Annotated in this window: 20 protein-coding genes and 1 pseudogene; 9 read left to right on the top strand and 12 right to left on the bottom strand. The window is 67.1% G+C overall.

Annotated elements, in window-relative coordinates:
* Window positions 1–55 precede the first annotated feature (55 nt).
* The 4 genes from NIBR502771_RS04425 to NIBR502771_RS04410 all read left to right on the top strand — a co-directional run bounded on the left by NIBR502771_RS04425 (window position 56) and on the right by NIBR502771_RS04410 (window position 5,017).
* A complete protein-coding gene (locus NIBR502771_RS04425; RefSeq protein WP_141158664.1) occupies window positions 56–1,549 on the top strand; it encodes an MFS transporter in 1,494 nt (497 codons plus the stop codon).
* Between the two features lie 16 nt (window positions 1,550–1,565).
* Window positions 1,566–3,131 carry a GMC oxidoreductase gene (locus NIBR502771_RS04420; protein WP_141158663.1) on the top strand — a complete coding sequence of 522 codons (1,566 nt, stop codon included), beginning with the start codon at window positions 1,566–1,568 and terminating at the stop codon, window positions 3,129–3,131.
* Between the two features lie 73 nt (window positions 3,132–3,204).
* Complete coding sequence (locus tag NIBR502771_RS04415; protein WP_141158662.1) at window positions 3,205–4,161, top strand: LysR family transcriptional regulator; 957 nt, start codon at window positions 3,205–3,207, stop codon at window positions 4,159–4,161.
* A gap of 73 nt (window positions 4,162–4,234) precedes the next feature.
* Window positions 4,235–5,017, top strand: coding sequence for an SDR family NAD(P)-dependent oxidoreductase (locus NIBR502771_RS04410; protein WP_141158661.1), 783 nt, complete (start codon window positions 4,235–4,237; stop codon window positions 5,015–5,017).
* Between the two features lie 63 nt (window positions 5,018–5,080).
* Here the strand turns inward: NIBR502771_RS04410 and NIBR502771_RS04405 are convergent, their stop codons facing one another.
* The 9 genes from NIBR502771_RS04405 to NIBR502771_RS04365 all read right to left on the bottom strand — a co-directional run bounded on the left by NIBR502771_RS04405 (window position 5,081) and on the right by NIBR502771_RS04365 (window position 14,849).
* Entirely contained in the window at window positions 5,081–6,076 is a 996-nt protein-coding gene (locus NIBR502771_RS04405; RefSeq protein WP_141158660.1) for a Gfo/Idh/MocA family protein, read from the bottom strand.
* Window positions 6,077–6,089: 13 nt separating this feature from the next.
* Entirely contained in the window at window positions 6,090–7,091 is a 1,002-nt protein-coding gene (locus tag NIBR502771_RS04400) for a fumarylacetoacetate hydrolase family protein (RefSeq protein WP_141158659.1), read from the bottom strand.
* Window positions 7,092–7,102: 11 nt separating this feature from the next.
* Window positions 7,103–8,176: an amidohydrolase family protein gene (locus NIBR502771_RS04395; protein WP_141158658.1), complete on the bottom strand. Its 1,074-nt coding sequence runs from the start codon at window positions 8,174–8,176 to the stop codon at window positions 7,103–7,105.
* On the bottom strand, window positions 8,173–9,297 hold the full coding sequence (locus tag NIBR502771_RS04390) for an FAD-dependent oxidoreductase (protein WP_141158657.1): 1,125 nt from the start codon (window positions 9,295–9,297) through the stop codon (window positions 8,173–8,175). The genes NIBR502771_RS04395 and NIBR502771_RS04390 overlap by 4 nt, the downstream gene beginning before the upstream one ends.
* 54 nt (window positions 9,298–9,351) lie before the next feature.
* Complete coding sequence (locus NIBR502771_RS04385) at window positions 9,352–10,383, bottom strand: cyclase family protein (protein WP_141158656.1); 1,032 nt, start codon at window positions 10,381–10,383, stop codon at window positions 9,352–9,354.
* A complete protein-coding gene (locus tag NIBR502771_RS04380; protein ID WP_141158655.1) occupies window positions 10,380–11,342 on the bottom strand; it encodes a fumarylacetoacetate hydrolase family protein in 963 nt (320 codons plus the stop codon). The genes NIBR502771_RS04385 and NIBR502771_RS04380 overlap by 4 nt, the downstream gene beginning before the upstream one ends.
* Window positions 11,343–11,346: 4 nt before the next feature.
* Entirely contained in the window at window positions 11,347–12,366 is a 1,020-nt protein-coding gene (locus NIBR502771_RS04375; protein ID WP_141158654.1) for a VOC family protein, read from the bottom strand.
* 132 nt (window positions 12,367–12,498) lie between these two features.
* Window positions 12,499–13,281, bottom strand: a complete 783-nt coding sequence (locus NIBR502771_RS04370; protein WP_246839810.1) for a matrixin family metalloprotease — start codon at window positions 13,279–13,281, stop codon at window positions 12,499–12,501.
* A gap of 389 nt (window positions 13,282–13,670) precedes the next feature.
* The gene (locus tag NIBR502771_RS04365; RefSeq protein ID WP_141158653.1) at window positions 13,671–14,849 is read right to left on the bottom strand and encodes an ABC transporter substrate-binding protein; all 1,179 of its coding nucleotides are present in this window, start codon (window positions 14,847–14,849) and stop codon (window positions 13,671–13,673) included.
* Between the two features lie 385 nt (window positions 14,850–15,234).
* Between NIBR502771_RS04365 and NIBR502771_RS04360 the strand changes: the two genes are divergently transcribed.
* Entirely contained in the window at window positions 15,235–15,381 is a 147-nt protein-coding gene (locus NIBR502771_RS04360) for a lmo0937 family membrane protein (protein ID WP_141158652.1), read from the top strand.
* Between the two features lie 51 nt (window positions 15,382–15,432).
* On the opposite strand, the pseudogene NIBR502771_RS04355 reads toward NIBR502771_RS04360, so the two are convergent.
* Window positions 15,433–16,712 (bottom strand): annotated as a pseudogene (locus NIBR502771_RS04355) (Y-family DNA polymerase).
* Window positions 16,713–16,738: 26 nt separating this feature from the next.
* The gene (locus NIBR502771_RS04350; RefSeq protein WP_141158651.1) at window positions 16,739–17,170 is read right to left on the bottom strand and encodes a LexA family transcriptional regulator; all 432 of its coding nucleotides are present in this window, start codon (window positions 17,168–17,170) and stop codon (window positions 16,739–16,741) included.
* Between the two features lie 153 nt (window positions 17,171–17,323).
* Here NIBR502771_RS04350 and NIBR502771_RS04345 point away from each other — a divergent pair, with 153 nt between their 5' ends.
* The 4 genes from NIBR502771_RS04345 to NIBR502771_RS04330 all read left to right on the top strand — a co-directional run bounded on the left by NIBR502771_RS04345 (window position 17,324) and on the right by NIBR502771_RS04330 (window position 19,789).
* Window positions 17,324–18,142 carry an HAD family hydrolase gene (locus tag NIBR502771_RS04345; protein WP_141158650.1) on the top strand — a complete coding sequence of 273 codons (819 nt, stop codon included), beginning with the start codon at window positions 17,324–17,326 and terminating at the stop codon, window positions 18,140–18,142.
* Window positions 18,143–18,264: 122 nt separating this feature from the next.
* Entirely contained in the window at window positions 18,265–18,528 is a 264-nt protein-coding gene (locus tag NIBR502771_RS04340) for a hypothetical protein (protein ID WP_141158649.1), read from the top strand.
* A gap of 41 nt (window positions 18,529–18,569) precedes the next feature.
* Window positions 18,570–19,406 carry a glycerophosphodiester phosphodiesterase gene (locus NIBR502771_RS04335; protein WP_371706619.1) on the top strand — a complete coding sequence of 279 codons (837 nt, stop codon included), beginning with the start codon at window positions 18,570–18,572 and terminating at the stop codon, window positions 19,404–19,406.
* A 146-nt stretch (window positions 19,407–19,552) separates the two neighbouring features.
* A complete protein-coding gene (locus NIBR502771_RS04330; RefSeq protein ID WP_141158648.1) occupies window positions 19,553–19,789 on the top strand; it encodes a DUF6480 family protein in 237 nt (78 codons plus the stop codon).
* Between the two features lie 63 nt (window positions 19,790–19,852).
* Here the strand turns inward: NIBR502771_RS04330 and NIBR502771_RS04325 are convergent, their stop codons facing one another.
* Window positions 19,853–20,917, bottom strand: a complete 1,065-nt coding sequence (locus NIBR502771_RS04325) for an EAL domain-containing protein (RefSeq protein WP_246839809.1) — start codon at window positions 20,915–20,917, stop codon at window positions 19,853–19,855.
* Window positions 20,918–21,073: the final 156 nt, after the last annotated feature.

Here is a 21,073-nt window from a genome sequence, read left to right as displayed (position 1 = left end):
TGCGCCGGGGGCACACCACGTCGCGTCGACGGTCCGATCGTTCGGACAGACCACTATGCAACTATCACCTGTAAAACTTCGCCTCCTCACCACCTCCCTGCTCACTGTCTCGTTCCTCGGGGCACTGGACCACACAGTTGTCTCCACATCCCTTGCCACCATTTCCGGAGAGCTGGGTGCCCTGCAGCTGATGAGCTGGGTGGTGGTGGGCTACACCCTGGCCAGCACGGTGCTGCTGCCCGTGCTCGGCAGGCTCGGCGATGTCCTCGGCGCCCGGCGGATCTTCCTTGTTTCCCTGGTGATGTTCCTGGCCGCATCCCTGGCCTGCGGTTTTGCCACGGACATCGCGTGGCTCATTGCCGCCCGTGTCCTCCAGGGCATGAGCTCGGCGGGCCTGCAGCTCATGTCGCAGACCATCATCGCCCGCGTGACCACGCAGCGGGAGCGGCCCCGCTACATGGCAATCATCGGGGCGGCTTTTCCCATCGCCATCCTGGTAGGCCCGGTGGTGGGCGGTGCCATCACCGATTACTGGGGCTGGCAGTGGGTCTTCTGGATCAACATCCCGGTGGGCGCCGCTGCGTTCGCCCTGGCACTGGTGGCCGTTCCCCACCTGGAACCGGGCCCGGCGCCCCGGCACTTCGACATCGCCGGCTCCGCCGTCTTTACCTCCGCGCTGGTGGCGCTCGTCCTTGCCGCCTCCTGGGCCGCGGAAAGGGACGGCGGTCCTGCGGCCGGAAGCGCGCTCGCGGCCAGCATCGCGGGCTTTATCGCCTTTTTCCTGATCGAGCGGCGGGCACCTGAGCCCATCATTCCGCTGCACTTCTTCGCCAACCGCACCATTGCTGCCGGTACGGCACTCTCGGCGATCATCGGCGTCGGCTTCTTCTCCATCACCGCCTACCTGCCCACCTACTTCCAGATGGCCTACCGGACCTCGGCTACGGTGTCCGGGCTGGTTCCCATCGCCACCGTCTTCGGCATGCTGATCAGCAACCTCCTCACGGGCTGGCTGGCCAGCCGCACCGGGCGTTACCGGATCTTCCCGGTCGGCGGAACGGTGCTGGGAGCCGTGGCCCTGCTGGTGATGGCGCTGCTCCCGGCCGGCCTCCCGCTGTGGGCGCCCATGATCGTGATGGGTGCCGTGGGCCTGGGCACCGGGGCGTTCATGAGCCTCATCGTGGCCGTGGTCCAAGGCGCCGTCCCCGCAGGCCAGACCGGCACCATCACCGCAACCATCAACCTGGTCCGGCAGGTGGGATCAACCGTGGCGACGGCGGTCATCGGCGGCGTCATCGGCTCCGGGGTCGCGGCCCTCCTGCCGGCGGGGCTGGACGCCTCCACCCTCACCCCGCAGCAGGTACACCAAGCGTCACCGGCGGTCCAAGCCGACGTCGCCCAGATCTACTCATCCGTCTTCACACCCATCTTCATCGCCCTTGCCTGCGCCTACGCCCTGGGCATCCTGGCGGCAGTCCTGCTCCCGCACGGCCGCCTGTCCGACGAACCCGTCCCCGCACACGCACCTTCCGAAACCCTCCCGGCCTGATCTCAAAGGAGACATCATGTCCAACCCCACCATTGCCGTCGTCGGCAGCGGACCCATTGGTTCCACCTACGCCCGCCTGCTGCTGGAGCAAGTCCCCACCGCCCGGGTGGTGATGTTCGAAGCCGGGCCGCAACTGACAGCCGTTCCCGGCGAGAGCGTCCGGAACATCCCGGACCCGGCCGAGAAAGCACGCGCCCGGGAAATGTCGCAGGGACCGCAGGCCGGGGCGTTCCGGGAGTCCCTCGGCATCCCGGCAGCAACAGTGGCCGAGGGCATGTTCACCGCGCGCCAGGGCACCCACCTGCTGGACTTCGGCGGAACAGGCTCAGCCCATGCGCCGTCCTTCCCGGCGGCGGCTGCCGCCACCAACGTTGGCGGCCAGGGCGCGCACTGGACCTGCGCGACGCCGTCGCCCGCGTTCAGCGAAAAGATCCCCTTCATTGCCGACGACGAGTGGGACGGCCTGATTGAAGCGGCCAAGGGCCTCCTGCACGTCCACAGTGCAGCCTTCGCGGACTCCAAGGTCGGCGAAGCCATCCTCTCCCTCCTCGACGAAGAGTTCGGCGCCGAGCTGCCCGACGGCTACGGGGTGGGCACCCTTCCGGTGGCCGGTGACCCGCAACCCGACGGGTCCGTGCGCTGGGCGGGGGCCGACGTCGTCCTCGGGCCGTTGATCGACCCCGGCAACGCGCTCTCACAGCGGTTCGAACTCCGCGACCTCACCCTGGTCCGCCGGGTTGAACTCGACGGAAACCGGGCCACCGGGGTCACCGTGCAGGATCTGCGCACGGGGGCGGAGTCCTTTGTTCCGGCGGACGTGGTGGTGGTAGCGGCCGACGCCTTCCGCTCCCCGCAGCTCCTGTGGGCCTCCGGCGTCAGGCCCAGGGCCCTGGGCCACTACCTGACCGAACACCCCGTGGTGATCTCCACTGTCGCCCTGGACGCCGACAAAATGAAGCAGTTTGCCACCGAGGAAGACCTCGACGCCGAACTGGCCCGGCGTGCCCAGAACCCGGCGGACCCGGTGGCGGCCGTGAACCGCATCCCGTTCTCCGAACCGGAGCACCCATTCTCCGTCCAGGTGATGTACTCCGAGTCGACACCCTTCCCCATGGAGCCGGGCACCCCGTACTCCGACAACCGGTGGGGCTACGTGAACATGGGCTACGGCATGCGCAAGCATCCCCGCTACGAGGATGCGGTCACCTTCGATGAGGACGAGCAGGACTACCGCGGCTTCCCGAACATGACCATCGAGTACGCCCTCACCGAGCGGGAGGAAAAGGAAATCGCGGAGGCCACCGAGCGGCTCCGCCGTGCCGGAAAGGCGCTGGGCGTCTTTGTGGCGGAACCCCGGCTCATGCCCAACGGCTCCAGCCTGCACTACCAAGGCACCATGCGGATGGGGGAGACCGACGACGGTACCTCGGTGGCTGATCCATGGTCCAGGGTGTGGGGCTACGAGAACCTGGTGGTGGGCGGGAACGCGCTCATCCCGACGGCCACGGCCATGAACCCCACGCTGATGAGCGTGGCCATCGCCGTCCGCGGGGCACGGAAGATCGCGAAGGAGCTTTCATAGACCAGGAGCATCCACGGTGCGGCGGCGCCCGGCCTGCGCCGCCGCACCGGCAGGGCATGGATAACCTGTGGGTATGAAGAACCTGGACCTGAACCTGCTGCCCCACCTCCAGGTCCTGCTGGAGTTGCGGAACATCACCAGGGCCGCGGAGCGGCTCCAGCTCAGCCAACCCGCCACGAGTGCCGCGATGGCCAGGCTGAGACGCCATTTCGACGACGAGCTCCTGGTCCGCAACGGCCGCACCTACGACCTCACGCCCTTCGCGCAGTCCCTGGTGCCCTTGGTTGACGAGGCAATGCTGCACATCCAGCGCGCCACCCGGATCCGGTCCGGCTTTGATCCTGCCACCAGCGAGCGTGAGTTCGTCATCGCGGCGTCCGACTACGCCGCAGCGCTGATTGTGGGTCCGCTGCGCGGGATCCTTCGGGATGAGGCCCCGGGTGTGTCCGTCGATTTCGTTCCCACCACGGGCTTCCAGGGCCAGTTGGCGGACTATGCAAAGATCGACCTGCTCGTGGGACCCACCGGCTACCGGATGCAGGGCCTGAGCAAGCAGGTGTTCCGGGACAGCTTCGTGGCGGTCGTCGACGCCGGCAACCCGCTGCTGCAGCAGCCCAGCCTGGCCCTCGACGACCTCGCCACGGTGCCTCACGCCGTCGGCTACTTTGGCGAGGGGATCAGCACGCCGGCGGACAGGCTGTTCGAGGCACGCGGCATACAACGCCGGGTGGCCGCAGTGGTGGCGGGGTTCCTGTCCCTCCCGCTGCTGGTGGAGGGAACAGACCTGGTGGCCCTGGTGCCCGGGATGCTCGCGGCACGGGCCCAGCGGGGAGCCAACATCGCTGTCCTCCGGCTTGACGGCGACGCGGAGGCATCGCTGGTGGAAGCCATGTACTGGCACCCGTCGCAGGCCGAAGACCCCGCCAGCGTGTGGCTGCGCTCGGTGGTCCAGCGTTCCTGCTCCCGGCTGGAAGAGCTGTTTCCAGCCACCACGCATCCGCTCATTATCCACACGGCAGATACCACCTAGACCCGGAACGCCGTTCCCGGCACGGACCTTCCCTGCAAGAGTCTTAAAGAAAGACCCTTCGGAAGGACTCCTTATGCCCGTTTCCACCCAACGCCTGGCCGGCAAGACCGCCGTCATCACCGGAACGGCCAGCGGCCAGGGGAGGGCCGCCGCGCTGGCCTTCGCCGAGGCAGGAGCGTACGTGGTGGGCTGCGACATGGATGACGACGGCGCCGCGGCCACGGTTGCGGCGGTCACCGCCGGCGGCGGGCATATGAGCAGTGCGCGGGTGGACCTGCCCGACGAGGCAGCGGTGGCTGCCTGGGCATCAGGCGTCGCAGCGCAGCACGGCCAGGTCCACATCCTGTACGCCAACGCCGCCGTCACCCGGTTCGCCCCCGTCGAGGAGCTCACGTACGCCGACTGGAAGTGGAACGTTGAACACGAAATGGACGTGGTGTTCCTGCCCGTAAAGTACTTCTGGCCGCAGCTGGTCCAGGCACACAACGCGGCCATCGTGTTGGTGGGTTCCACGGCAGGCGTCACCGGGTCCATGACCAACGGCCGGCTGGCACACACCGCCACCAAGGGCGCAGTGGTGGCCATGACCAAGCAGTTGGCTGCCGAAGGGGCGCCGCATGGGCTGCGCGTGAACGCCGTCAGCCCTGGAATGATCCGCACCGCTGCCACAGAGGGCAACCTCCTCGCTGCCGACCACCCCATGCGGACCATCGCCGGCAGCATCCCGCTGGGGCGGATCGGCGCACCGGAGGAAGTGGCCGCCTGCGCGCTGTTCCTGGCGTCCGATGAAGCGTCCTACGTGACGGGAGCGAACCTGATGGTGGACGGCGGCTGGTCGGCTGTGCTGCCGGGCTGACAGATGGGCTGCAGGGGCACGGCATGACCGTGGCGACGGTGGGGTGCAAGTTTGGGCGGCACCTCAGCGGGGCTGCAGCCCCGCTGCGCGGTAGACGTCGTCGACGAGGGCCATCGTGGCCGTGGCGTGCGCTGCCGTGAGGGGTGACGGGCCATCGCTGGCGAGCACGTCCACGAGGTGCTCAAGCTGGGCGACGTAACTCGATTCACCCTCCATGGCCTTTTCGTCGATGAGTAGGTTCTCGCCGGCGGTGACGCGCAGCGTGGCTCCCCACTGCGGAACGATGACGCTGGTCGCGTGCAGGGTGGCTGCGGAGCCGACGATGGTCAGCGACATTTGGCCTTTGTCATCGCCCAAGAACGAGGCCCGGACCCGTGCTCTGATGCCCGTATCGAACGCCAGCACGAAATCGGTCTGCATGTCAACGCGGGGATCGCCGTCGTACAGCCGGGCCGACGACGATACGACGTGCGCCTCGCCCCATGCCGCCCGCAGGAGGTCGATGGCGTAGCAGCCGACGTCCATCACGGCCCCGCCGCCCAGGTCGCCGTTCAGCCTGATGTTGCCGGGCTTCACCACAAAGTGGGGGATGCTGAAGTCGATCGAGGCGTCGTCGATGTCGCCGAGCACACCCGATCCGATCACGTCGAGCAGCCGCTGGGTGAACGAGTGAAGCCGGTAATGGAATCCGACGAACGCCGAGCGACCTGTGGCCTCGGCAGCGTCGGCAATGGCCCGCGCGTCGGTTCCGTTGGCGGAGAGCGGCTTTTCGCAAAGAATGTGTTTGCCTGCGCGCAGCGCGGCGACCGCCCACTGCGCATGGGCCGTCGGCGGGATTGCCACATATACGAGGTCGACGTCGGGATTCGCCATCACGCTGGCGTAGTCACCGGCCGCCTCAATCCCGAACCGGTCGGCAAAGGCCCGGGCGCGCTCAGGGTCGCGGGAGCCGACCGCGATGACCTGCACACTGTCGACGAGGGTGGAGGGTTCCACCATGGCCCGTTCGGCGATGCCGCCGGTTCCAAAGATGCCGACCCTCAACGGTTGACCTGTCATTCTCAGTTCTCCTTTAGGGGGAGGCCACGGGGGCCGGCTGGATGCTGCGGTTCCGCGGCCAGGTGCGGGCCCGGACCAATGTCACGGCCTCGCGCCGGTCACCGACAGTGTTTTCGATGGTGCCGATGCCCTCCACGGTCATCCGGACCACGTCGCCGGTCTTGAGCGGCGGGGGAGTCTGGGCGCCGTTGCGCCCCCACAGCTCGGCCAGGCAGCCGCTCCCGCAGGTGCCTGAGCCCAGCACGTCGCCAGGGCGCACCACAGAGTCCTGGGAGGCGTAGGCCACCAGCTCGGCGAATGGCCAGCCCATGTTGGAGAGCAGGTCCTGGCCTATCTGTTCTCCGTTGACGTGCACGGACATGGAGATGGGCAGGAACCCCTCGGCATCGTGCCCGTCCTCGAATTCGTCGGCGGTGACAATCCAGGGCCCCAGGGTGTTGGCGAAGTCCTTGCCCTTGCAGGGGCCCAGGCTGACCTTCATTTCCCGGCGCTGGAGGTCCCGGGCGGACCAGTCGTTGAGTACGGTGTAGCCAAAGATGTGCCGGTGCGCTTCTTCTGCGGTCAGGTTCCGCCCGTCGCTGCCGGGAACGCGGCCGACGACGGCTGCCACCTCTGTTTCGAAGTCCAGGTCCGTGCAGCCGGCCGGAATGCCAATCACCTCGCCGGTCCCGGTCACCGTGTGCGGGTTGGTGAAGTAGAACGTGGGCGCCTCATACCACTCGGGAACCACCCCGGCCACGCCGTCGATGCTCTTCCGGACGCCTTCCACGTGCTCCTCAAACGCCACGAAGTCGCGGATGGTGGCAGGCGCCAGCGGGGCGAGCAGCCGCACGTCCGCCAAGGGAACGGCAGGACCGTACCCAATGGTGTGCCGGGCAACATCCAGCGCCTTGTCCAGTCCGGCGTCGAGCAGCGTCTGCACGTCCTGGCCCTGGGGCAGGACGTAGCAGGTACCGCCGTCAACAAAGCCGGACTGCGTCCCGCCGTCGTGGTTCCAACGGGCGATCTTGACCATGAATCTGTTCCTTAGGCTGGGTGGCTGGCGGTGCGGACTGAAGCGGGCGTAATGCCCAGCGCTGCGGCGTTTCCGGCCAGTACGCTGGCCCGGTGGTCCGACGGGAGCTGTGCTTCAACGACCTCCGCCACGGGCTGGTCCGAGCCCATGTCGAACGGGTAGTCGGAGCCGAGCAGCACCTGCCCGGGGCCTGCCGCGGCCACAAGCGCCCGCAGTTCGGCCGCGCTGTGCACCAGCGAGTCGAAGTAGAGCCTCTTCAGGTAGGACGACGGCGGCTCGGCGCACCCATGCGCCTCGGGCCGGACCCGCCAGGCATGATCGGAGCGGCCCAGGGTGGTGGGCAGGTAGCCGCCCCCGTGCGCCGCCAGGACCTTGAGGCCAGGGTGGCGGTCCAGGACGCCGCTGAAGACCAGGTGGGACAGGGCCACGGCGTTTTCGGCGGGCTGGGAGACGGTGTTGGCCAGGTAGAACCGGTCCAGCCGCTCATCCAGGGAGCAGCCGAACGGGTGCAGGAACACCAGCGCGCCCAGCTCCTCCGCCCGGGACCAGAAGGCCTCCAGCCGTGGGTCCGAGAGCTCAACCGTGCCGCGCTCCGGGTCCGCGGGGGTGGCGGCGAAGGAGCCGATCTCGACGCCCAGCAGGCCGCACTCCAGCACAGCGTGGTCCAGGGCTTCGACCATTAGGCCGGGGTGCTGGAGCGGGACCAGGCCCAGCCCGTTGAGCCGTTCCGGGGCCCGGTCCACGAAGTCACGGACTGCCTGGTTGGCCTGCTTTGCCAGCTCCAGCGCCAGTTCCTCGCCCGCGAAGTAGTAAAAGTGCGACGGCGACGGCGAGACCAGCTGCACGTCCACGCCCTGGGCGTCCATATCGGCAAGCCGGCGGTCCAGGTCCGTCAGCTGCGGCCACCGTTCCTTGATCATCCTGCCTGATGCCGCCATCGACTCAGGTCCGTTGCGCCGCACCTCCAGGGACTGCTGGGCGCCGAAGCCGTCGGGGTCGGCTTCTGCCACCAGTTGCTGGAGGGCAGGAAGCAGGATGTGGGCGTGGACGTCCACCGTGGGATTACCGTCGGAGCCGGTGCTCATGCCGGCTCCTTCAGCATCACCGAGAGGCCGTGCATCAGGCCCGTTACGTCGGCGTCCCGGACGCCGTCAAGCATCCACTGGCCCAGCTGGACGGAGGCGTTGACTACTGCCGTGGCCCGCTCCAGCCGGCGGTCGGTGAACTCCTTGAACAGGGTTTCGGTGACGTGGTCGGCGTCGATCAGCAGTTCGGCCAGGACGGCGGCGTCCTCCAGCGCCATGGCCGCGCCCTGCGCCACCGTGGGCGGGCAGCTGTGCGCGGCATCGCCAATGATGACGGTGCGGCCGCGGTTCCACGGACCGTCGACGAGGTGGGTGGTGAACCACGTGTAGTTGATGCGGGCGCTGTGGTCCAGGTTGGCGCGGATTTCGTTCCACGGCCCGCCGTAGGCTGCGGCGAGTTCAGCCATGATGCGGGGGCCGTCCTCGTGCTTGCGTTCCTGGGCCTTCTCCACCAGGTAGGCGTAGATGGTGTCCGGGCCGGTGGGGCAGTAGCCGGCGATGAAGCAGGGGCCGCCGTAGGTCAGGTCGGTGCGGACCACCTCCTCCGGCCGCGGCACGAAGGCGCGCCAGATGCCCATGCCGGTGGACTTGGGCTCGACGTCGATGCCGATGGCCTTGCGGACCGCGGAGTGCAGGCCGTCGGCGCCAATCAGGAGGTCGTAGGACGCGGTGCCGCCGTCGGCGGTGCTGACGGTGACGGACGCGCCGTCGTCCGCTATTCCCGTGACTGTCTTCCCGTAGCTGATCCGGGCGCCCGCCCGTTCCGCCCGTTCACGGAGGATGGCCGTCAGGTCCGGACGGTACATGCCCATGGTGGCGGGGAGGTCGTCGCCGCCGGTGCGGATGTCTTCGAGGACCGCAAGGACGGTGCCTGCCGGGTCCGGGGCGCGCAGGCCCAGGGTGCTGAAGCCGTAACCCTTGGCCTCCACCTGGTCCCAGACGCCGAGCCGGCGGAGGATCCGGAGGGCGTTTCCCTGCAGCGTGATGCCGGATCCCAGGGTCTGCGGGGCGTCTGCCCTTTCCAGGACTTCCACCTGGATTCCGGCGTCAGCCAGGAGGATGGCGGTAGCCAGCCCGGCTGCACCTGCCCCCACGATTCCGACGTTCTGTACTGCTGCCATCGCTGACTCCTTTGTATTGACGGCGATCCTGCTGGTGGTTTGTTGTAGTGAAAGCTACCTGACGGCGATCGGGTTGACCGGCGATCCCACGGCCCCGGTAATGGGGAGTGGTGCTGCGGTCAGCAGGAAGTCGTACCTGCCGTCCGCCGCGCATGCCTCCGCCAATGCGTCCGGGTCCCACATCTCGCCCAGGAACAGGCCCAGGTTGGGGATGGCGATCTGGTGGAGTGGCTGGAATGCGCCGTCGAACTCGTTCGGCCGGACCTCGAAACCCCAGGTGTCCGTGGCGATCCCGGCGATCTCGCTGCGGTGCAGCCAGGGCGCCGTGCTGAAGGACAGCCCGGGGGCCGAGCCGCCGGCATAGTCGCCCCAGCCGTCGCGGCGCACCCGGGTGTATTGCCCGGTACGGATCACCACGATGTCTCCGCGCCGCACCTCGGAGCTGGGCCCCTGGAGTTCGATGGTCCGCTCGAGGTGCTCGGGGGTGATGGCGAAGCCGTCGGGCAGTTCGCCGTCGTTCCGTCCCAGTCCGGGTCCGAGCGCGCGCCCGACGTCGAGCAGGACACCGCGGGTGACGATCTTCGCCGCGGCGGTCTCGATGCCGGTCACCAGGTCGCCTTCAGAGGTGACCACGTCGCCGGCGGCCCGGCCGTTCCAGGCCTTGCCCCGGTCGAAGATGTGGCCCAGTCCGTCCCACTGCGTGGAGCACTGGAGCGGCATGGCGATCACGTCGTCGGCGCCGCCGAAGCCGTGCGGGAAGCCCTGGTTGCCGCGCTCGGCATCCACCCCTGTGTCCGTCATGGTGTGGACGGGATTCGTGCGGCGGCGCCAGCCTTTTTGCGGTCCGTTGGTATCGAACGGTTGGGAGAGTGAGAATGCCTCCCCCGTCTTCACCAGCGCCGCAGCCTCGAGGCGCTTGGCGGCGTCGATGAAGTTCAGGGTGCCCAGGACGTCATCCTGGCCCCAGCGGCCCCAGTTGTTGTGGGCAGCTGCCATGGCGCGGATGCTGCCGAGCGGATCTTCACGCCGGATAACCGGGGAATCGGTTGATTCCCCGGTGCCGGTTGCTGTGTCCTGGGTGGTCACTGCTTGCTGCTTTCGGTGGCGGGTTCGTCCTTGCAGAGGATGCGCTGGGTGCCCAGTCCGGTGATGGTGCCTTCCATGACGTCGCCCTCCTGGAGGAGCCGGCCCCAGTGCTGGCCGTTGCCGGCGGGGCTGCCGGTGAGCACCAGGTCCCCGGGGCGCAGCGGCATGATCTGGGAGGCTTCGCTGACCAGCTTGGCCACGCCGAAGATCATGTCGGACGTGGATTCGTCCTGCATGGCCTTGCCGTTGAGCTTGAGCGTCACCTGGACGTCCTGGGGGTCGCCGAAGAATTTGGCGGGCACCAGCAGCGGGCCGGTGGGCAGGAAGCCGGGGGCGTTCTTGGCGCGGTACCAGTCCGAGCCGATGGCGGGCATGTCCTTCCGGAAGACGTACTCGCGGGTGGTGATGTCGTTGACCATGGTGTAGCCAAAGACATGGTCCAGCGCTTCTTCGGGGGTGACCCGGAACGCCGTCTTCCCGATCACGGCCGCCAGTTCCAGCTCCCAGTCGTGGGACTTGGAATAGGACGGGAGGGTGAGGTCGTCCGTGGCGGAGGCGACCGCCGTCGGAAGTCCGATGAAGAAGTACGGCGTGCCCTGGCCCGCGCGCTTGTCCATCATGGCTGCCGTCGCGGCACGCACCTCTTCCGCGTCTTCGCCCGGTTCGCGGTGCGCCACGGCGAGGTCGACCACGTGCTTGCGGTAGTTCGCCCCGGTCTGGAGGATCTGGGCGGGCTCCACGGGAGCAAGGATCTCGACGTCGGCGGCTGCGAAGCCGGTGCCACCGCCCGCGGAGGCGGCGAGGGCATCCAGTTGGGCTTCGGTGGTGTCCCAGTGCTCGATCAGGGAGTTGATGTCCCCGTCCAGCGGCAGGACACGGTCAGCGACCAGCAGGCCCGCGCGGGCCTTGCTGTCCCCGGCTTCCTGGAAGCGGACGAGTGCGTACTGTGCGTCTGCCATGGTGTCAGCCCCGGCCGTGCTTGGCGTAGGGGTTCAGGAGGGCTTCCTTCATTTCGGGAGAGGCGCCTTCCTCGGTGGCGGTGAAGCCTTCGGCCGGCGGGAAGGACTCGGTCATCGAATGCGGCATGGCGCCGTTCTTGTAGAAGTTGTTGGAGCCTTCGGACGGCTTCCAGGTGTTGGCCTCCCAGTCCGGGACGTAGTTCCGGTAGCCGCCGGAGTTCAGCTCGACGCGCAGCCCTGACGGCTCACGGAAGTACAGGAAATTCTGCTCGCCCACGCCGTGGATGGAGGGGCCGTACTCCATCGGGGTGCCGTGCTCCATCATGACGTCCGCGGTGCGGAGCAGGTCCTCGGTGGTGTCCACCCAGAAGGCGATGTGGTTGACGCGGCCGGGGCGGCCGGAGGTGTCAGCCACCACGCCCAGGTCGTGGGACTTTTCATTGGTGGTGAGGACGGAGAAGACCGTGATGGGGGCTTCGTCCAGGTCCACGAAGGCCATGACGCGGAATCCGAGGGCTTCGTTGTACCACTTGGCGAAGCCGCGCACATCGGAGCAGGCCACCGTGACGTGGTCCAGGAAACGGGGGGCTGCCGCGTGGTTGCTGCGGCGCTCCGGGCGGTCCGGGTAGGTCGACTCGAACCCCGCCTCGGCCACGAACTTGTCCACCTCGTAAAAGAGGCGCATGTGGTGGCCATAGGGGCCGGTGAACTCGTAGGCCTTGCCGAAGCCATGGCCACCGGCGGTCCAGGTGCCCTGCACCCCGGTCGCTTCGATGCGCTGGGCCGCGGATTCGAGCGCTTCCTGCGAGTTGGTACGCCATGCCATCTGGCCCAGCGAGGCTTCGGGGCCTTCGGTGATAACCAGGCTGTAGCGGTAGTAATCGCCCCAGCAGCGGAGGTAGACGTTGCCGTCCGCGCGGTCGATGATGCGCATGCCGAACTTGTCCTCGTAGAACCGGGCCGAGGCTTCAACGTCCGGGCTGGTGATCTCGAGGTGGGCAAGATGGGAGAGGGGAGTTTCCACGGTGAAGTCCTTTGGTTACTGGCTGCGGGTCGGTCGGTGCAGGTCCTGTAACCACTGTGAAGTACTTCATATATTTGGGGAAGACAAGCTTTTCGATATCAACTATTTGCCGCACTTATAGGCAGTGAGACGCTAGAGCTGCGGGACGCACGGTCCGCTGCCCAGCAGGGCAAGCCCCGCGCGGTCACCGGCAGCGAAGTCCCTGACGCCCATGTTCTCGGCGTACATCAGTTGGGTCGCATCATTGACGTGGTCCAGGCCCAGCACGTGTCCGAGCTCGTGCATGATGATGGCGCGCACCTCGGCCGCCCCGTCCGGCCTGCCGGCGATGATGCCGGCAAGGTCAGGGGCATCAAGGCGCACCTGCCCTGCTTCGAGGACCAGCGGCTGGCCGGCGACCTCCACGTAGGCGCTCCCGCCGAGGCCGGCCACATTCCCTGCAAGGCCGGGGGTCTCAGCAGGCGTCGACCAGGCAATGAGAAGCGGCACCCACCGCTTTCCGTAGCGGTCCGGCTGGAAGGCCGAACGGTCATCCGACGGCGCTTCCGTCGTCGGTCCGTCGTCGACAAACTGGAGCGCCGAGGCCTGGGAGACTGCTGCCACAGCCTCCCGGATCAGGACGTCGCCACCTGGCAGCGCGTTGTCCGGACGGACAACGTAATGAACCGGGCGGCACGGGTCGTAGGCGATGACGGGCTGGGTTGCTCTCGGCGACTCCTGCAGCACAAAGGCCGTGGAACCTGTGCTTGCCGGCGGCGTGCCCAAAGGCGCCGAAGCGGCTTCGTATCCCGGCGGCGGCATTTTCGCCCCCGGCAAATAGGGGGCCACGACCGGAAGAACCAAGCGGTCGAAGAGCGCCGGTGAAAAGTACAAGCAGACAACCAGGACGATCCCCAGCACGGTCTTGAACTGCATCGACCGTTGTGGCCGCCCTCGCTTCCTTGACCAGGCCCAGGACGTCTTCCGTCGAGGCCGGGGAGGCCCGGCGCGCCATGGAGGAGGTGTTTCCGCCTTGCCGAATGCCTCATCGATGGCCCATTGCGGGATCCGTCCACTGGGGGAACGCCGAACATTGGGTGGGGCAAGTTCGCCAGGGATGTCCGGCCTTGACCTGCTGCTCTTCCCGTAACCATGCATTGGCATCCCCCCGGCTCCCGCGGCCCGCCACGGGCCAACCTCCATAGCCTAGTGGCGTGCTCCCGAGCCTCAGCGCCGGAAATGCACAGGATTTCCGCAGGAATCGATTGCTCCGTGCCTGCCGTTCTGACGGCCCAAAACGGCAGGTACGGAGCAGTCGACGATGCCTATTCCTTGCCGAGCCCGGCGGCGGAGGTCTTCCCGTCCGAGACGCTGTTGAGGGCCCGCAGGTCGAAGATGCCGTTGATGTCCGCCTGCTTGGTGGTTCCGGCAGTCACGCCGTCGGCCAGGAGCTTCTGGTAGGTTCCGGCGAGCGGGTCCACGGTGAACACGATGTTCTTCAGTGAACGGTCGATGACGTCGGCCTTCAGTTCGGCGCCGGCGGCTTCCTTCAGTGCTGCATTGATGACGGTGGCCTTGTCGGAGGCTGAAGCGCTGTTCAGCCAATCGACCGACTTCACATGCCCCTTCAGGAGAGCCTTGACGGTGTCCGGGTGGTCGGCGGCGAACTTCTGGTTCACGATCAGGATGGTGGTGGGGAACTGGCCCGGCTTGCCGGACAGCTTGCCATCCCACAGGTCCTTTTCATCGACCAGGACCTTCGCTCCGGCGGTCAGCACCAGCCGTGAGGCCCATGGTTCAGGCAACCACGCGCCGTCGAGCTTGCCGTCCTGGAACAGCTTCAGAGTCTGGGCGTTCTCGGTGGGGTTGATGGCCACGTCCCCGCTGCCGTCCACGTTGGTCTTGTAGCCCTGGGTGGCAAGCCACGCACGCAGGGCCACGTCCTGCGTCCCGCCGAGCTGCGGCGACGCGAGGGTCTTGCCCAACAGGTCTGCGGCAGAGGTGATTTCCGGCTTGACCACCAGCTGTGCTCCACCGGCGGCGGCGCCGGCGATGATGTTGACGGATTCGCCCTGGCTCTTCACGAAGGAGTTGATGGCCGGGTTCGGCCCGATGTAGGTGGCGTCGATGGCGCCGGCGTTCAGCGCTTCGATGGCGGCGGGTCCGGCGTTGAACACCTGGGTGCTGAGCTTGGTGCTGCCCAGTTCATCGGCGATGAATCCCTTGCTGACCCCCACCAGGGCCGGGGCGTGGGTGACATTGCCAAAGTAGCCAAGCTTCAGCTCGGCCGCCGGGTTGCCTGTGGGCGCCACGTCGGCTGCTGGTGCAGTGCTGCCGTTGTTGACGGCGGACGCGACGGCGGCACCCCCGCCGATCAGGGCCAGGGCGGCTGCGGCGATGCCGATTTTCAGGCCGAGCGGGCGTGTGGATCCCGCTGCCTGCCCGGCAACGATGCGGGTTGTACTTTGCTGGTTCTGCGAATTCTTGTCCTGCTGGTCGGCCATGGGAACTCCTCTGCTGGGGCGGATGCTGAGTCGAGATTACGAATGGCCCGGCCGTCCCACAATCAATCCCGTAGCGGGGGTTCACGGGGCGACCCGGATATGTAATACGGCGTCGCGGAGGGTCAAGAAACGTCCCGGAACGTCTTATCCGCCGCCCCTCGGATGCGAGGTGATGAGACACGTTCCCATTTCCATTTGGTATGCCGTTTCCAGTTGGCCCTTCCTGAAATATGGTGATAATCATCACGTCATATGGGCGTGAAGAACAGATGTGGCATGGGGGCCCGGAGCGAGAGGCAGGGGTGGATTCCTTACGGCCGGCTTTTGGTGCAGCGCCGGCTTGAACAATCAGCAATTCGAACGAAAAACAATGTAGGAGATTCTCATGTTGCTTTGGATCGCTATTATCATCGCCGTTCTCTGGCTTCTCGGCCTGCTCGCAAATATTGGCGGCGGCCTCATCCACATCCTTTTGGTCATCGCAGTGGTCGTCCTCATCTTCCACTTCATTCAAAACAGGTCCCGGGCCTAGCGCGCGAACAGGTTCCGCCGCCAGCCCCGGCCGGCGGCGGAAAACCGGTCCTCATGCCGCCTTGACTACGGGGAGCTCGTCCCAATGCGTGGTGTACCGGGGCGAGCGCATGCCACGCTTCATGGACCAGTCCAGGCCCGATTTGATTCCCGCATGTCCCAGCCCGATTGAGCCGCGCCCGAAGCGATGGCTCACATGTTCCAGCAGGGGTCCGATGCCGCGCTCCTCGTGCCGGTTCTCGAACGGCTCCAGCGGTGGCTGGTTGCCGGTGGGCCGAAGGTCGGTGAGCATCAGGCCCGCCTTGGCGTACTTCAGCCCTTCCCTGATGTTTGGCAGCAGTGCGTGCGCCGCCCGGGTGAGCAGGAGCGGGTCCGCGGTGGGCATGGGCAGCGGGACGCACACCGACGGATAGGCCTGCTCGTTGTCCCGGAAGGGCGAGGTGGCAGCGAAGGCCGTCAGGACCTTTGCCTGCAGGCCGTGCTTGGACAGCCTGGCGCTGGCCTGCTGCCCGTAACGCTGAACACCTCCCGTAGCCCGGCGGCTGTTGTTACCGGAGTGGCGAAGGAGCGGGAGAAAATCAGCTGGTCCCGGCCGATGCGCTCTTCCTCCATGGGGATGCAGGGTGTGCCCCGCAGTTCCAGGACGGTGCGCATCAGCACCACCGAGAACTTGTCCCTGATCATGACCGGATCCGCACTGACAAGGTCCTGGACCGTGAAGATTCCCAGCACGTTGAGCCGTCTGGTCAACCGGCCGGCAATGCCCCAGATCTCGTCCACAGGCAACCGGGTCATCAGGAGTTCCCGGACGTCAGCCGGTACCGCCGCCCAGAGGCAGACGCCCCCGAAAGCGGGATTGTTCTTGGCCCATTTGTTGCAGAGCTTGGCCAGGGTCTTGGTGGGGGCGATGCCCACGCAGACCGGCACCCCGACATGCCGCCGCACCGCTTCTTTCATCCGGCGGCCCAGGACCAGGAGGTCGTCTGGGCCGCCCTTCACGCCCAGGAAGGCCTCGTCGATGCTGTATACCTCCAACCATGCCGAATACCTGCCCAGCAGTTCCATGACCCGTGAGCTGATGTCCCCGTACAGCTCGTAATTGCTGGACTTGGCCACCAGGCCCCACTCCTTGGCCCTCGGTGCGAGCTTGAACCACGGTTCGCCGGTGGCGATGTTAAGGGCCTTCGCCTCGGGGGAGCGTGTCACCGCACAGCCGTCGTTGTTGGACAGCACCACCAGGGGTCGGCCTTCCAGCGAGGGGTCGAAGGCGCGCTCGGCGGAGGCGTAGAAGCAGTTGACGTCCACGTGCGCGATCTGCGGCATCTGCCGCATGGGGACTGGCTTAGGCACCGCTCCCCCTAGACATGATGCAGGCACCTGGTGGCAACGCCCCAGATGGTGAGCTCGGACAGTGCGGGTACGCGGATGTCCGGGTACTTTGGGTTCTCCGCCTGCAGCACCACGCCGGTGCCGGTGATGCGCAGGCGTTTGACCGTCAGTTCCCCGTCCAGCACCGCGATCACCACGGACCCGTCCTTGGGTTCAAGAGCGCGGTTGACGATCAGCTCGTCGCCATCGCTGATGCCTGCTCCTTCCATGGAATCCCCGGTCACGCGGACCACGAAGGTGCTGGTGATGTCCTTGATCAGGTGGGCATTCAGGTCGATCCGCCCGTCGAAATAGTCCTGGGCGGGCGACGGAAAACCGGCTGCGACCGCCACTGGCGAGATCAGCACCGAGAACAACGAGGCACCCGCATCTACCACGCGGGGACCGACAATAACGCCCACAACACACCTTTATTCGAAAATATGTTCGATAGTTCCAGTGTAGCCCCGGCGACTGACATCGGGCACCCGGCGGAGTCGTCTGAACCAGGGGGCGCACCAGCCTGGGGGCCGCCGGCCGGACGACGCCGGCCAATCCCCACGTAGACTTGCAGGATGCGGTTGGTTGCAAGCGATATTGACGGAACGATCCTCGGACACGACGGAAAGATCAGCGACCGCACCGTCCGGGCCTTCCACGCCTGCCGTGACGCCGGCGTCGAACTGGTGTTTGTCACCGGCCGCCCGCCCCGCTGGCTGCACCCGCTCGAAGAGCAGCTGGGCCACACCGGCCGCGTGATCTGCTCCAACGGTGCCGTGGTCTGGGACCTTGAGGCGGACCGCCTGGTCTCCGCGCGCACCCTCGCGATCGACACCGTCATGGAAGCCCGGCGCATCATCAAGGCGCTCCGCCCGGCCGCGCTGTTTGCCGCGGAAACACTCGCCGGCTTCCACCTGGAGCCGGGCTTCATCGAAAACGAATCCAGCGAACTCCTCGCCGAGTTCACCCCCGCCCCGCTGCGGGACACACTCACCGACAAGGACGCCGTGGTCAAATTCCTCGCCATCGTCCGCGAAGGCACCCCGGACGACTTCCTCGCCGAGGTGGCGCCCGCCGTCGGACACCTGGCCGCCACCACCCACTCCTCACCGGGCGTTGCCATGCTGGAACTGTCCCTGCCGGGCGTTAACAAGGCCGTCACCCTTGCTGAATACGCCGCCGCACTGGGCATCGGCGCCGCCGACGTCGTGGCCTTCGGCGACATGCCCAACGACATTGAGATGCTCCGCTGGGCCGGCCACGGCTACGCGATGGCCAGCGGCCATCCGGAGGCCATCCGCGCGGCGGGGCAGCAGGCGCCGCATTTTGACGACGACGGCGTGGCCCAGGTCCTGGAGGCGCGGCTCGCCGCCCTGGGGGTCCAGTTTTCCTGACCCGCGGTGCGGGCCCCGCACCCCCAACTTCACAGCTCGCGCTCACCTGGCGTTTACCTTCCCGCCGTAGCGTGAAGCGTGGAGAGCAGGCACCCTCCCGCCGGCTCGATAAGGGGGCAACCATGGCAAGAAACGTCAGTCAGCACGCAGCCGACGCGCCGCTGCGCAAAGCAACGCCCGCTCCGCACTGGAAGCAGCTGCGCCAGGGGGACCGGGTCCGGGTCCAGTTCGCGCCCGGGTTTGAGGCGGGTGGCGTGGTGGACACCATCACGGCGGACCACACCGCGGTCTGGGTCCACCTGGACGCCGGCCGCGGGCGGACCCTGCTGCACTGCGGCGATGGCGTGGACATCGTTCCCTGCGGCGAGACGGACTGCCTGGACTGACGGCGGGTTCCACCCGTGAACGCTGGAGGTAGGCTCGCAGTGTGAGCCTGCCTTTCTTTGAGCACCCTGACGACGCCGGGCGGCAGCTTCCCATCGGGATGGCACACCGGGGATTCTCGGCTGAGGGCCTGGAAAACTCGATGGCCGCGTTCCGCGCCGGCGTCGAACTCGGTTTCCGGTACCTCGAAACGGACGTGCACACCACCGCGGACGGCGTGCTGCTGCTGTTCCATGATGAAACCCTGGACCGCGTCACCGACGGCAAGGGCAGGGTGGCTGAACTCCCCGCTGCGGACGTGGCCAAGGCCCGGATCAACGGCCGGGAACCCATCCCCACATTCGAGGAACTGGTTTCCCAGCTTCCTGACGCGCGGCTGAACCTGGACGTGAAGGACTGGAGTTCAGTCCGGAGCACTGCTGCCGCGATCGAGCGGCACCAGGTACACCACCGCGTGCTGGTCACAAGTTTCTCGGACCGGCGGAGGCGGGCGGTACTCAAGCTGCTCAGCCAGCCGGTGGCCTCCTCCGCCGGGGTGGCCTCGAATGCCTTGTTCACACTGCTGGGTCCCATACTTCCCCGGCCGGTATTCAACCGGCTGATGCGCAGGGTCCTCCGGGACGTGCACGCCTTGCAGGTGCCCGTCCGCTACGGGCGGGTTCCCGTTGTCACCCCGGGCTTCATCCGGCGCGCGCATGACCTGGACCTGGTGGTGCACGTGTGGACCATCAACGATGCGGGCGAAATGCACCGCCTTCTCCAGCTGGGCGTGGACGGCATTGTGACGGACCGGGCGGACCTGCTCCGCGACGTGCTGCGCGCCCGCGGCCAGTGGCCCACCGGGCCCGGGGATGATGGGCCGCCGGCGTCCGCCGGCTAGGCCCGGTCCTGTTCGGTGGGTGCCTTGTGCTGCCCGGCCTCAATCGCATTTGCGGCGTTCCGGCCCTAGTCCTCCAGAATTGTCAGCATGCTTACAATTAGTCCAGTGCTGGGGAAACGAACCGCAGCCGGAGAGGAAGGACAGCAATGAGCACTTACCATCCGGAAAATGACCCCGCCAACCCCGACCGTCCGGGGAAGGGCGAGGTGGGAGCCGCGCAGCCCCGCCTGGCGGAGCAACGCAGCAGGGAATCTGCCGGCTCACCCAACCCGGATCCGCTGGACGGCAACGTCACCGGCCTGGAGCCCGGCGGGGGAGTGCCGCCGGGAGAGACGCCGCCGGCGGAGGGCCAGATGAGCAGGGACCAGGGCCACTCCGAATAAGGCCCGGACCGTCAGTGGGGCGGTGGGCCTAACGCCCGCTGCCCCACCTGCCCTGAAGTGGTTTCAGGAAGACTCAGCGCGCCGGGGAACGGCCCGTGGTTCCGACTGGCCCGCCAGCTGGCGCTCCAGTCCGTCCACGTCGAGGCGCGTATTCCAGCTGGCCCAGTCCTTTGGCCGCACCGACGGCCGGCCCAGCAGGTACCCCTGCCCGGCACTGATGCCCAGCTCGGTGAGGACCTTGAGCTCACCCACGGTTTCGATGCCCTCGGCCACCAGGGTGATGCCGATCTGGTCCGTGAAGTCCACCAGGCAGGCAGCCAGTGCCCGCTGCAGTCCGTCCTTGTCGACGTCGCCGATCACGTTCCGGCCCACCTTGAGGAAGTCGGGCTTCAGGTGGATCATGCGGCTCAGCGCGCCAGCTCCCGTGTGGGTGTCATCGACCGCGATGCGCAGCCCTTTTTCCCGCAGCGGATTGATGGCGGACAGGAACTGCAGGTACTCCTCTTCCGGAATGTCCTCGGTCAGTTCCAGGACCACCCGGTGGATGGGAAGATCGATGTGGTCGAACAGTTCCGGCAGCCGCGGATCCATGCAGGACGTGGGCGAAATGTTGAGGGACACGTACAGGTTCCCGGGCAGGTCCCGGGCGGCCGCCGCAGCGGATCCCAGGGCCGAGAACTCCAGGTTGGCACCCAGGCCCACGGCGGCGGCCTCGGCAAACCATAATTCGGCGGCCGCGCCGTCATCGCTGACGAACCGGGAGAGCGCTTCGGCGCCCACCACCGCTTTTCCTGCCAGCCCGTAGATCGGCTGGAAGGCGGTCATCAGCATCTGGTTTTCGAGCAGCGCGCTGATCCGGGAGGTACTGCGGATCGCGTCAAGCTGTTCCGCGAAATGAGGCGGAAGCGCCGGCGGCGTGAGGCGCATCTCCCTTGCAGTATCCAGGGTTTCCACCATGTTGGCGTCGCTGCGCCGGGTCTCGAGGAGATACTCCAGCAGGGCCCGCTCGGGCACGCCGGGATTCTCATCGAGGCTGTTGCTCAGCCGCTGCCGGACCGCGGCTCCCGCAGGATCCGTATCCGCCAGCACGGCGGCGATAATTCCCCATGCCTGTACCCGAACCGACATTAGCAACGCCCCCAGTTGACGAAGTAATGACCCGATGGCCCAAAAATTTTCAAATGTCCAAACGCCTTATAAAAGAACGGTGCTGCCAACCTGATTTTCGAGGCGGCGAAAAAGCAGACACCGCACGCTGATCGTATAACGGCGGCCGGAAAAGCG

This window comes from Pseudarthrobacter sp. NIBRBAC000502771, from assembly GCF_006517215.1.
GTDB classification, from domain to species: domain Bacteria; phylum Actinomycetota; class Actinomycetes; order Actinomycetales; family Micrococcaceae; genus Arthrobacter; species Arthrobacter niigatensis.
The sequence above is the reverse complement of the archived record's forward strand: the minus strand, read 5'-3'. Positions and strand labels throughout refer to the sequence as shown.